At 45.6% G+C, this 13,383-nt stretch carries 12 protein-coding genes; 3 read left to right on the top strand and 9 right to left on the bottom strand.

The annotated features are described in order from the left end of the window. Positions 1 to 166 precede the first annotated feature (166 nt). Entirely contained in the window at positions 167 to 742 is a 576-nt protein-coding gene (locus tag CEQ48_RS12550; protein WP_002051973.1) for a nucleoside triphosphate pyrophosphohydrolase family protein, read from the bottom strand. Positions 743 to 943: 201 nt separating this feature from the next. Between CEQ48_RS12550 and CEQ48_RS12545 the strand changes: the two genes are divergently transcribed. Next, a complete protein-coding gene (locus CEQ48_RS12545; RefSeq protein ID WP_089071481.1) occupies positions 944 to 1,753 on the top strand; it encodes a hypothetical protein in 810 nt (269 codons plus the stop codon). A 292-nt stretch (positions 1,754 to 2,045) separates the two neighbouring features. Here CEQ48_RS12545 and CEQ48_RS12540 read toward each other — a convergent pair whose 3' ends face one another. From CEQ48_RS12540 to CEQ48_RS12525, 4 genes are all read right to left on the bottom strand, one after another. After that, positions 2,046 to 2,396, bottom strand: coding sequence for a DUF2750 domain-containing protein (locus CEQ48_RS12540; protein ID WP_181714818.1), 351 nt, complete (start codon positions 2,394 to 2,396; stop codon positions 2,046 to 2,048). A gap of 92 nt (positions 2,397 to 2,488) precedes the next feature. Continuing rightward, positions 2,489 to 4,099, bottom strand: coding sequence for a methyl-accepting chemotaxis protein (locus CEQ48_RS12535; protein ID WP_089071479.1), 1,611 nt, complete (start codon positions 4,097 to 4,099; stop codon positions 2,489 to 2,491). A 230-nt stretch (positions 4,100 to 4,329) separates the two neighbouring features. Next, positions 4,330 to 4,842 (bottom strand): glycine cleavage system transcriptional repressor, encoded by a 513-nt coding sequence (locus CEQ48_RS12530; RefSeq protein WP_089071478.1) that lies wholly within the window; start codon positions 4,840 to 4,842, stop codon positions 4,330 to 4,332. A gap of 280 nt (positions 4,843 to 5,122) precedes the next feature. Further along, a complete protein-coding gene (locus tag CEQ48_RS12525; RefSeq protein ID WP_089071477.1) occupies positions 5,123 to 6,022 on the bottom strand; it encodes a DUF3943 domain-containing protein in 900 nt (299 codons plus the stop codon). Positions 6,023 to 6,195: 173 nt separating this feature from the next. Here CEQ48_RS12525 and CEQ48_RS12520 point away from each other — a divergent pair, with 173 nt between their 5' ends. Both CEQ48_RS12520 and CEQ48_RS20120 read left to right on the top strand, forming a co-directional pair. Further along, entirely contained in the window at positions 6,196 to 7,434 is a 1,239-nt protein-coding gene (locus tag CEQ48_RS12520) for a CinA family nicotinamide mononucleotide deamidase-related protein (RefSeq protein ID WP_181714817.1), read from the top strand. A gap of 249 nt (positions 7,435 to 7,683) precedes the next feature. Beyond that, the gene (locus CEQ48_RS20120) at positions 7,684 to 7,938 is read left to right on the top strand and encodes a hypothetical protein (protein WP_000486262.1); all 255 of its coding nucleotides are present in this window, start codon (positions 7,684 to 7,686) and stop codon (positions 7,936 to 7,938) included. Between the two features lie 188 nt (positions 7,939 to 8,126). Here CEQ48_RS20120 and yfaE read toward each other — a convergent pair whose 3' ends face one another. The 4 genes from yfaE to ubiG form a co-directional block, all read right to left on the bottom strand. Further along, a complete protein-coding gene (gene yfaE / locus CEQ48_RS12510; RefSeq protein WP_089071474.1) occupies positions 8,127 to 8,405 on the bottom strand; it encodes a class I ribonucleotide reductase maintenance protein YfaE in 279 nt (92 codons plus the stop codon). Beyond that, positions 8,405 to 9,538, bottom strand: coding sequence for a class Ia ribonucleoside-diphosphate reductase subunit beta (nrdB, locus tag CEQ48_RS12505; protein WP_089071473.1), 1,134 nt, complete (start codon positions 9,536 to 9,538; stop codon positions 8,405 to 8,407). Before nrdB ends, yfaE begins: the two co-directional genes overlap by 1 nt. Positions 9,539 to 9,633: 95 nt before the next feature. Beyond that, positions 9,634 to 11,919, bottom strand: a complete 2,286-nt coding sequence (gene nrdA / locus CEQ48_RS12500) for a class 1a ribonucleoside-diphosphate reductase subunit alpha (RefSeq protein ID WP_001075912.1) — start codon at positions 11,917 to 11,919, stop codon at positions 9,634 to 9,636. Positions 11,920 to 12,367: 448 nt separating this feature from the next. Further along, a complete protein-coding gene (ubiG, locus tag CEQ48_RS12495) occupies positions 12,368 to 13,105 on the bottom strand; it encodes a bifunctional 2-polyprenyl-6-hydroxyphenol methylase/3-demethylubiquinol 3-O-methyltransferase UbiG (protein WP_089071472.1) in 738 nt (245 codons plus the stop codon). Positions 13,106 to 13,383 lie beyond the last annotated feature (278 nt).

Genomic DNA, 13,383 nt, shown 5'->3' with positions numbered 1-13,383 from the left:
CGGCAGATCCCTTGGCACTCTCTCCTGAATGGTGCCTTGGTATAAGAGTATTGAGTTTGTGCTGAACTGATTGGCCCCAATCAGACGCAGTATGCCACCTTAGTCACTAAGGTGGCCTTTTTTTATCTGGATACTCAATACCTTACCAACGTAAAGCAGAGGCTGATTACTGAGTGAGTGCTGCAAGATCAGCTGGTCGGTAATAAACTGACTTCAGCACTTTGCCCTGACGCACGGTTTTGGACTCAGAGATAAAATCCTCTGCGCATTTGGCAATAATGTACTCACCTTGATGAACCGCCATTAGCTTGACACCTTGTTCAGCATAGAATTTCTCAGTATCTAAATACTCTTGTTCACTACGACACACTTTACTCATGTTGGAGCTGTGTACTTCATCCCAGCATGGAAGAAAGTCGATATTTAAGTTGGCCGCGACATGCAAAAGTAGGTCAATCAAATAGCTGATCGCTAGATTGTCTTCTACCTTAGCGTGGCCTAAATGCACCAATCTTCCCATCAACACATAGACGGTATCCACAATCGCATCCGCTTGTTCGGTTTTATTGTCGGCTTGGGCAAGTTCAGTTAGCTCTTCAATCGCCAAAGAAGTGTGTAAGGTGTCAGCCTGGGAGTTTAAGGTTTGTGGTGCAGCGACAGGCAGATCAAAGGTTTGGCGGAATTCACTGATATCACGGTATAAGTGGTCGAAGATCTCTTGCGTCAGCTTAGTTAATTGCATGCTTGCGTTCCGAATGGGGTTTAACAGGAGGGCAAGTGTAACAAAGCTTGTGCAGTGGAACTATCCCCTTCCTACTTGAGTCCCTCACACTATGTCATTTAAGTATATTCTGGAGTGACTTCAAACTTATTCACAGTATGTATAAGCAAGGTATTGATATAGTTATTTTTTGTTAACTGTAGGCAAATCTAGGGAATTGATGTGTTAAAAAAAACTTTGTTAGCAGCATGTTCGGTTGTGATTATCGGTTGTGGTGGTGGTAGTGATGGCTCATCGGTAGCGGTTGAAAGTACCGATGGAGAAGTAAGTTGCGGAAACATGCCTGAAATGGCTTGCACTTATCCATTAGAGAAGTTGAGGTCTAATATTCAATTCATTCATGATCCAGCACAAGTAGGCATTAAAGAAAGATATACTGTTTTCGTGGATATGTACGGGCAAGATAAGTTAGGGAATAGTTCAGAAATTAAGTTACCGTACGATCATAGATTTGAACTATTGGTGGACGGAATAAGTTATCCATTAAAACAAGGGCCGCACCAAATTATATTTTTGGCGGAGGATGTCCCCGTAGATGGACAAACTTACGAAATATCTTGGTTTAAAGGTGATGTACTTGTGGAGAGTAATGCAATTCAATCTTTAGCCAAATCAGTTAAAGTAGCTATTGATCTCAACGCAAGCAATGAGATGCAATTATGGGTGTTAAACTGGCAAAATGGTTACACCTATGAAGTGAATCACATTTCTGTAGATTGCTTAGATCAAAATAATACACGTGTGAGATATGACGCGATTGGAAATACTGAAGCGCTTCTAGAAACAGATCAAATGATGTTATCTTTGTCCGAAAATTATGGGTTGGATTACAGTAAGTTAGTAAACGATTTCAAGACTTGTGAGTTAGGCATGATGGTACGTGCTCACAAAAAAATCGAACCAAGAGATCCGATTAATAAAATGAGTATCAAGAGTTATACTGAACTGTTCATTGGGCAAAAATTGTTCTAGTCATTAGCGGCTAATAATCCGTCAGTCATTATTAAATGCAGTATCGTCAAAGTAGAAGTCCAAATGCACTCTTTGGACTTCTTTTTATTACTCTCTAAGTAGCACTAGGGTTAGCAACGCCTGTTACTCTTATACTTTAAAGATTGCCGAATTCATGAAGATGAACGCATTTTCCGAATGCTTTTAGCGCAAAGTCTTTGGTATATCTCAACTGATAAAAAACAAAAGGCGCAATCATGCGCCTTATCGGTAGGGAGAACCGAAATACCGATTAACCTACATAGGGAATAGGTTATAGGTAGAGTTTGGCCAGTTGTAATGGCTCTAATTCTTTACCTTCGAGGTTGGCATTCCAGTTCGTTCCGACCAGAACACCATCTTCATCAAGAGTGATTAACCAATCTTCTACAAAAACGTCCAATGGGATTTCTACCACTTCAAAGTCAGCCCACTCTTCAACATTATGAATCTGCGCATCTTCTTTGGATGACCAGAAAGGCATTACTTCACTTTCTTCAAATTCAGTCGACTCACAAGAGAGCCAACCTTCTTCATTACGTAAACCCCAAACAAGTTGGCTTTCTTGGGTTTCTTGAATAAACAGCGCTAGATTCGCTTCGATATCTGCCGTTAATTTGCTCATTGTGTTCTCTCGCAGTAGATAATGCCGTAAGGGTAGCACTTTCATCGAAGAATGCCCATGACGATCTCTGTCTGCTCATAAAAAGAGTGAGATCACAGTTTAAAGGCTGTCAGTTTTTGGTCGAGTTGGCGCGACAAGTCAGCCAGTTTTTCACTCTCTTCAGCTAAATAATTCGCGGCTTGCGACATTTCTAACGCTGCATCATTAATGCCACTTACGTTGCGGTTCATCTCTTCGGCGACGGCGCTTTGCTCTTCCGCTGCGGTGGCAATTTGAATTGCTTTGTCGCTGACGTGCTGAATGTGATTCACAATCAGTGATAAGTCACTGCCTGCATTTTCTGCGGTTGCCACGCTGTTGGCGGCCAATTCTTGGCTCTTTTGCATCGCGCTGGCTGTGCTCACTGCCAGTTGTTGCAGGCGGTTAATCATGGTTTGGATTTCATCAGTTGAATGGTGAGTTCGACTGGCTAAATTCCGTACTTCATCGGCTACCACGGCAAAGCCGCGGCCTTGATCGCCCGCTCGTGCCGCTTCAATCGCCGCATTTAAAGCAAGAAGGTTCGTTTGTTCGGAAATGCCACTGATGACCGAGGTGACTTCGCTAATCTGCATAACCCCTTCTTTGAGCTTGTTCACTTGGTCAGTCGCAACGCCAAGTTCAACCGATAGCGCGCGAATGCTATCCACACTCGAATGGACGTCCTTATCCCCAAGGTTCGCTTCTTTGCTGGCATCGAGCGTATCGCGCGCGGTGTCTTCAGCATGGCCAGCTACATCGGCCACAGTAGCAGTCATTTCGTTCATCGCGGTGGCAAGTTGGCTTAGTTGGTCACGTTGTGAAACCACGGCTTGGCTGGTTTCTTCGGCAGAGGAGGCGATGCGGATCGCTGCTTCCGCGACAGAAGAGGCGGACTGTACAGATTCAACTAAGGCATCATGTACGGCGGCAATACTGTTATTGATGCGCTGGGCAACAATACCAAGCTCATCTTTGCCCATCACAGGAATCTGTGCGGTGAGATCGCCTTGGGCAACTTTTTTCATCACATCTTTGATGGTATCGAGTGGTTGAATCACCGCGCGGCTGATCACAACACCAAGTCCGATCATGACGAGAGTTACGATGAGGGTTGCGAAACCCATTTTAAGAAACTGTTGGTAGACTGCGTGTTCAATATCATCCAACAGCATGCCTGAGCCTAAAATCCATCCCCAAGGGGCAAAGCCATTGACGAACGAGAGTTTATCGGCAGGGTTGCCTTGTTGATTTTTCCAAGGGTAGATCAAAGAACCTTGCTGACCACTGCGCGCTAAGTCGATCATAGTGAACCAGAATTGACCTTCTGTATCTTTACCCGGATTCCCCATCTGTTGACCGACCAAATCCTGACGGATAGGGTGCACAACCGTATAGCGTGATTCATCAATCACGAACATATAGTTGTTGCCATCAAATCGCAGCGCATTGATAAGGGCTTTGGCTTGCTCTTGAGCTTGTTCTTTTGGTAGAGCTTGGTTGAGGTAGGCCATCTGAGAGAGAGTGCTTTGAATCACCGCTTTCAAACGTGCTTCACGCTCAGCAACCAAGTTTTCTTTTAGGGCATTGGCAGAGATAAAGAGGAGACTCAAAAATCCAACAATACCGACGACAACAATAGCGGCCAGTTTATAACTGACCTTGATATTCTCTAGCTTCAACATGACGTTACCACCTAACTGAGCGCTGTGATGATTATGGTCTTATTCGGTCAGGTTATTGTTTGAGTGGATAGGCCGATAAGAACTAATAAAAGGATGGATCACAACGGCTGATTTGCCACTGGCCTTGGTTCATTTTGTTAACTGGCTCAACTATTTGATGGGAAGTGATGTAATAACTAAAATTCAGCGAGGGAGCCTTGGCCTCCCTCGTTAGTATGAGATGAAAAGGATTAAGCTTCGAGCGTGACGCGAGTATCTTCACTTAACGCTTCAAGCTCATTGATGACGTCATCGATTTCAATATTTACCGGTAGGCGCATGGCAACATTGGCCGTAAATAGGCTGGAGCTGATGCCGCCGCCACCTGCGATAAATACACGTTGGCAGTCCATATCCAAGATGCTAATACCTTGACCATCGAGTAGATGGGTAATTTCATTAACGATCCCTGCTCGATCGTTAGCATCCAGCCTGACTTGATAGACAGCGTCACTCTTATGAACATGTGGATCGGCATCGGTAATTTCGACCAAAAGGCCGGGATAAGCTTGGAAGGCTTGTTTCACTGTGCTGGCATTGTCTGTAGGTAATTCAATCTTGATCACAGCGGCAACGCTGTCTTCAATGAAATTCACCTTACTGATGAGCCATTTACCTCCATTTTCGTGAGTGACGGCCGCCAGTTGTTTTATGGTGGCAGGGGTTGCTTTTCCGACAAAATTCACAATAAATGTGCTGTTCATGTTGGCCTCCTGACAAGGAATTCGCGTGCTCGCTCTTTGAGTGTAGGAGGTTAGCTTGGGTGGGAATTGACCAAAATCAATTTTTGGACAGGGAGTCTCAACAGAAGGACAATAATTCTACTTACACCACAGATTTATCCCCCTATGACTTGTCTCTGACTGGCAGCCCTAAGTTTTTTGGGGTATATCGTTAGAAGAATAGAGCGACAAGCAAAATGATGTAAAAAGGAAAGCGATAAATGAAAAACAGGCTACACCGAGGTATAGCCTGCAAAAGCGATTAGAAGGTAATTTTCAGATTCACACCGTAATACTGTGAATCGTATGGAGCACCAGCATCCAACGCATATTTGGCCGCATCCGGGTTGTTTGACCAAGGGCTGCTTTGGAACGAGACATCCGCAGAGCCCCCCCAAGCACTGCTCACCCAGCCATGAATATGACCGATCGGGTTTAGGACGAAGAGCGTCACGCCACCCACAGTGTCGGAGCCCATCACTTCACCACCATTGGCAACAATGTTTTGTTCGGCTTCAAACATCAGTTCACCGACCACAGCACCAAAAAACGGAGTGATGAAAATATCTTGCCACGAGGGGATTTCCGCAAAAGCTTCAACCCCGTATTCCCAGAAGAACGTCGACATGGTGGCTGAGTAGAGGAAGGATTCGAATTCATTGAATCCTGCATGACGCGCTGCAGTGTAATAAACCCCACCGAAGTACGGATGCATAATGTAGTTCAGGAAATGCTCGTCACGGTCCCAAGTTGGGCCTGAGGTAACGTTATCTTTCCATTTTTTACCAAGGCCGCTCAGTTTGCGATCTTCTGCGTCCCATTTGGTGATGGACTCAGGGAGTAAAGTCATCAATCCTGCGGTCATAACACTCAGGCCGAGAATGGTATAAGTTTGACCTTTCAGATAATCCCAGTCACGGGTGTCTTGTGCCATTAAATATTTGGGAAGAGGTTCATCGAGTTTAAGTGAAGAAGCATCATTGAGACTCAAAGAAAAAGGATTACCAACAGAGTCGGTATAATAATTGCTTGAATAGCAGCCGTTCTGCTCACAGCTCAATGGATAGGCAAAATCAGATTTGAAGTTCACATCTTTTTGCGCGTTTACGCAGGCGGAAAATGTTAACAACATCATTATTGAGGTGATGTTTTTCTTGAGCACAGATGTCTCCAGTCAGGTTATATATCGATCAGGGTCACAATTATCCATAAAACTTACAAACAATAAAACTGATAATTAACGGTAGTTTGAATTAGCTTAGTCGATAAAACGTTCTTTTCTATTAGCTTATTGTAGGCCAATATGGCAACAGCATTTACATCAGGATGGCAAATATGTTGAAAATAGCAATGCTCAGCACCGGCGAAGAAGTTTTGCACGGTGATATCGTCGATTCTAACGCCGCTTGGCTAGCGCGCGAATTTTATCAGCATGGCTTTTCACTGGCTAAACGCTCCACGGTTGGAGACAGCCTGCCTGCTCTGGTGGAAGAATTAATGATGCTGAGCTTTAACTTGGATGTGGTGATCGTTAATGGTGGCTTAGGCCCGACCAGCGATGATATCACTGCCCAAGCTGCGGCTCAGGCAGCAGAACAACCGCTGGTTTTGAACGCAGATTGGTTGAGTCAACTGGAAGCCTTTTTTACTGGGCGCGGTAGAGCCATGCCAGAAAGTAACCGCAAACAAGCGATGCTGCCAGCCAATGCCGAGGTGATTGATAACCCAATTGGTACCGCTTGTGGCTTCAAAATGCAAATCAACGATTGCTGGTTCTACTTTACCCCTGGGGTTCCTAAAGAGTTTTACAAAATGGTCAGCGAGCAGATTTTGCCTGATCTGCAGCGGCAATTTCCTTCCGTTCAAGGGCAACAGTGTAGCCGCTTATATACCTTCGGCACTTCGGAATCCTCCATCTCCGATAAGCTAGATAAAATGCATTTGCCGGAAGGCTACACCTTAGGTTATCGCTCTTATCTGCCGTTTATTGAAGTCAAACTGTTTGGCCCCGACCAAGATCAAGAACGTCGCCTCAGCTTACTGAAAATCATACATTCGCATTTAGAACAGTATGTGGTGAGCATTGATGAACCCATGTTGACCTATTTAGGCCATGTGATGGCAGAAAAAGGGCTCTCTTTGGCTTTGGCAGAGCAAGCTACCCAAGGTGGGTTGTCGAGTTGGTTGTTAAGTGATCCCAACGTTGAAGCCCTCGCTGGCCATTCTTGGATCTTAAGCCACAGAGTATCATCTGAGCTTGCTCATCAAGATCCACTAGCAGCAGCGTTTGCCCTAGCAGGAGCGACGAAAGACAAATGCGGTACCCAAATGGCACTGGTTACAGGGGCTTTGAAAGAGGATCACGTTTCGGTTGCTCTCTCAACTCCAAATGGTGAGTGGGGGCAAACGGTCAAATTTGTGCGTCGTTTTAGCGCACAAGAGCAAAAAGAGTGGATCGCAACACTGGCTGCGGACATGTTACTGCGCTATCTCACTGGACGTTCTATGTTTGTGGGTTACAGTGCGGTTGAGCGGGTCAAAGAGATGCATTTGCCGAGTAGCGTGCTCAATTAAAAATCAAAATCTTACAATAATTGATTGATTTTAAATGGCTTTTTTATCGTTACGCGTTCGGTGTTAACTGAATGAATCCGCTACTTATTCTGCTTATTGATGATTTAGCTTTCGTTATGCGTATTTTGTCTAATCAATAAGCGGATGATTTATTTAGAGAGCGTGATTTGTCTCAAAAGAGAGGCTTTAAACCCTTGGTTGGATCGGTACACTGACTGCTCCCCCGAAAAATGGCGGCAGGAGGCTGACATGTTTCAACACTCGAAAATCTTGGTTTGGTATAAAATCGCCAGTCAAAAAGTCGTTTTAGGAGAAGCACATAGCGACGGAACTGAGGATGTAGTTTCACTCTGGTTACACGCTCCAACCCAATTCGATAACGCCAGTAACCAAGGCTATTGGTTATCGCTATTTGATGATGGCGGACGCGAAATCGGCAATAAGTGGGTATCCATGAGAACTGCAGATGCGATTTTGTGTGGCGGGAATAGAGCCAGAGCCTAAGCTCTGGCTTGTGCATATCCTGTGAAGCCGCCGTATTAATGGCGGCAACTTCATATTCAATGGCTTTTCCCCTTCCTACTTGAAGCTGCAACTCCAAATAGTTTGGGTAGAGTTCACATCACTTTTCTCAACTCAAACGGTTATCGACCTATTGATAAAGTCGAAAACCATTGGTTGGTCGCGATGGGTTAAGCGCGTTTGGCTTTGAGTTGATAAGTGATTTGTTCTATCTCAAGTGCCGTTTTTGCACGGCAGATACAAGGTAGAATTTCATTGCCTTGTGTATAAGCCATGGCAAAACCAACATACTCGACTTCACCAGAGATGAGCTGGCAACGACAAGCACCACAGTGCCCGTCGCGACAGTTGTATTCTGGCTCTAACCCTGCTTGTTCCATACTTTCAAGCAGAGTATGGCTCGAGTTAGATTCAATGGTCAGCAGCTTGTTGATTTTGATTGCAGCCATTACAGTTCAAAGCCCTCGAAATCATCGGCGCTTACCTCGTTGTCGATTTGACCCACTAAGTAAGAGCTGATTTCTGCTTCTTGAGGTGCCACTTGTACGTTATCTGAAGATAACCAAGCATTGATCCAAGGAATGGGGTTAGTGGTTGCTGCTGGATAAGCAGGCTCCAGTCCCACCGCTTGCATACGAATGTTAGTAATGTATTCCACATACTGACACAGAATGTCTTTGTTGAGGCCAATCATCGAACCATCTTTGAACAGGTACTCTGCCCACTCTTTCTCTTGCTCAGCCGCTTCTTTGAACAAGTCGAAGCTTTCTTGCTTACACTCTTCTGCTACTTGTAGGAAGGTAAAATCATCCATGCCGTTGCGCAGTAGATTCAGCATGTGCTGAGTACCCGTCAGATGCAGTGCTTCGTCACGCGCAATCAGTTTGATGATTTTTGCGTTACCTTCCATCAGTTCACGTTCTGCAAACGCGAAAGAGCAAGCAAAGCTCACGTAGAAGCGAATCGCTTCCAGTGCATTGACTGACATCAAGCAGAGATACAGCTTCTTCTTCAACTCTTTCAGCGATACCGTGATGGCTTCACCGTTGATCTGGTGTTGGCCTTCTCCGTAACGGTGATAGTCATTCGTCAGCTGGATCAAATCATCGTAGTAGTGGGCAATGTCTTTCGCACGCTTGATGATGTGCTCGTTTTCAACGATGTCGTCAAACACCACTGCAGGATCATTCACGATATTGCGGATGATGTGAGTGTATGAGCGAGAATGAATCGTTTCAGAGAAGGACCAAGTCTCAATCCACGTTTCCAGTTCTGGCAGTGAAACCAGTGGCAGCAGTGCAACGTTCGGGCTGCGGCCTTGAATGGAGTCGAGCAGAGTCTGGTATTTCAGGTTAGAAATGAAAATATGCTTTTCATGATCCGGCAATTTGCCGTAATCAATTCGATCGCTTGAGACATCCACTTCTTCTGGACGCCAGAAGAATGAGAGTTGTTTTTCAATCAGCTTCTCAAAAATCTCATATTTTTGTTGGTCGTAACGTGCGACGTTGACAGGCTGACCAAGGAACATAGGTTCTTTTAGTTGGTCATTCTTCTTTTGGGTAAAAGTACTGTAAGCCATTGTTGCCTTCATCCGTTTGGCCTCTTGTCTAAGCAAGAGGCATGCAAATCAAAGAGTTAAACTATTTTCTCGTGTTGTGCTTTAGAAGCAGGAGCTTAGATCTTACAAGCGCCGCTGGCACAATCGTCTTCCTGCACTTTCACCGTAGCATCGGTCTGCTCGTCTTTCGCGCCATCACGAGTGTTATGGTAGTACAAGGTTTTCACACCAAACTTATACGCTGTCAGCAGATCTTGGAGCAGTTTTTTCATCGGTACTTTGCCCGAATCGAAATTGCTTGGATCGTAGTTAGTATTGGCAGAGATCGCTTGGTCAACGAACTTTTGCATGATACCCACTAAGTGCAGATAGCCATCGTTTGAGCCGATGTTCCACAGCAGTTCATAGTTCTCTTTTAAGCGAGTGAATTCTGGAACCACTTGCTTCAAGATGCCATCTTTTGACGCTTTGACCGAGACGTAACCACGTGGTGGTTCAATACCGTTGGTCGCGTTCGAGATTTGTGATGAAGTCTCAGAAGGCATCAGTGCCGTCAGCGTCGAGTTACGCAGACCGTGTTCCATGATCTCGTGACGCAGCTTGTCCCAGTCGTAATGCAGAGGCTCTGCGCACACCAGATCGATATCTTTCTTGTAAGTATCGATAGGCATCAGGCCTTTCGCGTAGTTAGTCTCATGGAACAGTGGGCAACGACCTTGTTCTTTCGCCAACTTCATTGAAGCGCGCAGCAAGTGGTATTGCATGGCTTCAAACGTGCGGTGGGTCAGGCCATTTGCGCTGCCGTCAGAGTATTTCACGCCGTTTTTCGCTAGGTAGTAAGCGTAGTTGATCACGCCCACCCCCAGAGTACGGCGGTTCATTGAAGAACGACGCGCCGCAGGCAGCGGGTAGTCTTGGTAATCGAGCAGTGCATCCAGAGCGCGCACCACCAGATCCGATAATTCTTCAAAATCATCCAGTGACTCAATCGCGCCTAAGTTAAACGCAGAGAGGGTACACAGAGCAATTTCACCGCTTTCATCTTCCACATTCGCCAGTGGCGAAGTCGGCAGCGCGATTTCCAGACACAGGTTTGATTGACGTACAGGCGCAACCGCCGCATCAAATGGGCTGTGCGTGTTACAGTGGTCAACGTTTTGGATGTAGATACGGCCTGTTGAAGCACGCTCTTGCATTAGCAGAGTAAAGATTTCCAGCGCTTTAACGGTTTTCTTCTTAATAGAAGGATCGTTTTCGTACTTCACATACAGACGTTCGAATTCATCCTGATCTTGGAAGAAAGCGTCGTACAGTCCCGGTACATCAGAAGGAGAGAATAGGGTAATGTTACCGCCTTCAACCAGACGCTTGTACATCAGTTTGTTGAGCTGAACACCGTAATCCATATGACGAACACGGTTCTCTTCTACACCACGGTTGTTCTTCAGAACCAGCAGAGATTCTGCTTCACCATGCCACAGAGGGTAGAACACGGTTGCTGCACCACCACGAACACCACCTTGCGAGCAGCATTTCACCGCGGTTTGGAAGTATTTGTAGAAGGGGATACAGCCAGTGTGGAACGCTTCACCACCACGGATTTCCGAACCCAGCGCACGAATGCGGCCTGCGTTGATACCAATACCGGCACGCTGTGAAACGTAGCGAACAATGGAGCTCGCCGTTGCATTGATAGAATCAAGGCTGTCACCACATTCAATCAGTACACAAGAGCTGAACTGACGAGTAGGAGTACGTACACCCGACATAATTGGTGTTGGCAGCGAGATCTTAAAGGTCGACGTCGCATCGTAGAAACGCTTGATGTAATCAAGGCGCGTCTCTTTCGGATACTTCGCAAACAGGCAAGCCGCAACCAGAATATAGAGGAACTGTGCACTTTCGTAGATTTGGCCCGTAACACGGTTTTGTACGAAATATTTGCCTTCAAGCTGTTTCACCGCAGCATAAGAGAAATCGAGGTCACGACGGTGATCAATGAACTGATCCATCAGCTCCAGCTCTTCACGGGTATAGTCTTCGAGCAAATGCTTGTCGTATTTACCTTTCTCAACCATCTTGGTGACATGAGCGAGCAGTGTGGGTGGCTCGTATTGACCGTAGGCCTTTTTGCGCAGGTGGAAAACCGCAAGACGCGCAGCAAGGTATTGGTAGTCGGGGGTCTCTTCTGAGATTAGATCCGCGGCTGACTTAATGATGGTTTCATGAATGTCTGAAGTCGTAATGCCGTCATAGAACTGAATGTGAGCGCGCAGTTCTACTTGTGAGACAGATACGTTTTGCAGACCTTCGGCAGCCCAAGTGATCACTCGGTGGATCTTATCCAGATCAATGTTTTCTTTGCGGCCATCACGCTTGGTGACAGTAAGTTGTTGGTTCATTCTGCTTCATTTCCCTAACAAAACTGATAAAAGCCGTGTTTTTGTCTAAATCTTGTAAATTGAATCGCGGCTTTTGTGATCGAGCTCGCCCTACATATAGTGTCATAAACACTATATGTAGGGGTGCTTCAGTGTTTGGGTTACAAGATAGTGCTATAGAATCGGTATTGCAAGTTGCAGCTTTGGGACAGTTTGTGGATAACTAGTAAAATTAAAAAATCAGTTAGTACCCACTTACTGATGATCAAAGAGCAGAGTTGATTGTAAAAAATCGCCTTTTGCACATCGCTTTATTCGTAACCACAAACGAAAAAAAATTTCTTGATCTTTAAGGGAAAATTTCACCCTAAAAATGGATCGTTTAAAATGGAATCAAACGCACGAAAAATAGGCTAAAAAAGCGCGGTAACTTGTGCTACCGCATCGATTTTTTAGCGTGAAGTATGCGCTAAAAAAGGCGAGTATGGACGATGTAATTCACATCGACATTTGGCCCTAAACGATAGGTATCGGTAAACGGATTGTAGTGTAAACCTGTGATGCCTTGTTCTTGCAGCGCAGTATGATCAACCATCTTCAAAAGTTCAGAAGGGCGAATGAATTTGTTGTGGTCATGCGTGCCTTCTGGAACGATTTTCAGCAGCTTCTCAGCCCCCACAATCGCAAATAGATAGGATTTGACGTTGCGATTCAGGGTCGAGAAAAACACATGACCGCCGGGCTTAACCAGTTTAGCGCAAGACTGGATCACGGAAAGTGGGTCAGGAACGTGCTCCAGCATCTCCATGCAAGTCACTACATCATAGGTGTGCGGGTTGGCCTTAGCATGTGCTTCCACCGTGCTTTGGATGTAGGTGAGTTGGGTACCCGTCTCAAGGGCATGCAAACGCGCCACTTCTAACGGCTCTTTCCCCATATCAAGACCAGTCACTTGTGCGCCTTCGCGCGCCATGCTTTCGGCTAAAATGCCACCACCACAGCCGACATCCAAAACCCTCTTCCCAAATAGGCCATTGGCTTTTTCTAGCACATAGTTCAAACGTAGAGGGTTGATCTGGTGTAAAGGCTTAAATTCGCCTTCCAGGTCCCACCAACGGGAAGCCATATCCTCAAATTTTTTGATTTCATTAGGATCGACGTTCTGTGTTGCTGTCAGTGGTGTCGAAGCCAAGTCTATTGAAGCCATCTTGTATCGCCTGTGTTACGCATCCGTGAAGAGTGGGCATTATAGCGCGCTGAGTAAATCGCACCAGTTGAGATGCCAGATTTGACGATGAGCGTTTAAAAAACAACCATCTAACTTTGCCAAGTGCAAGGAATGTGTAAATTCTCGGCATTTAAGACGCAACCAAGGTCACAACCTGATAAAAGGTCAGGGAAAGTAATGCCGAAGCGTGGAAACATGTGTTATATTTTTTCACCTTATAAGTATCAAGAATATCCAGTTCTCGACTGACTTGGCGC

The sequence above is a fragment of the Vibrio tarriae genome (assembly GCF_002216685.1).
GTDB lineage: Bacteria > Pseudomonadota > Gammaproteobacteria > Enterobacterales > Vibrionaceae > Vibrio > Vibrio tarriae.
Note: the sequence above shows the minus strand (reverse complement) of the source record. Positions and strands in the feature narration are given on the sequence as shown.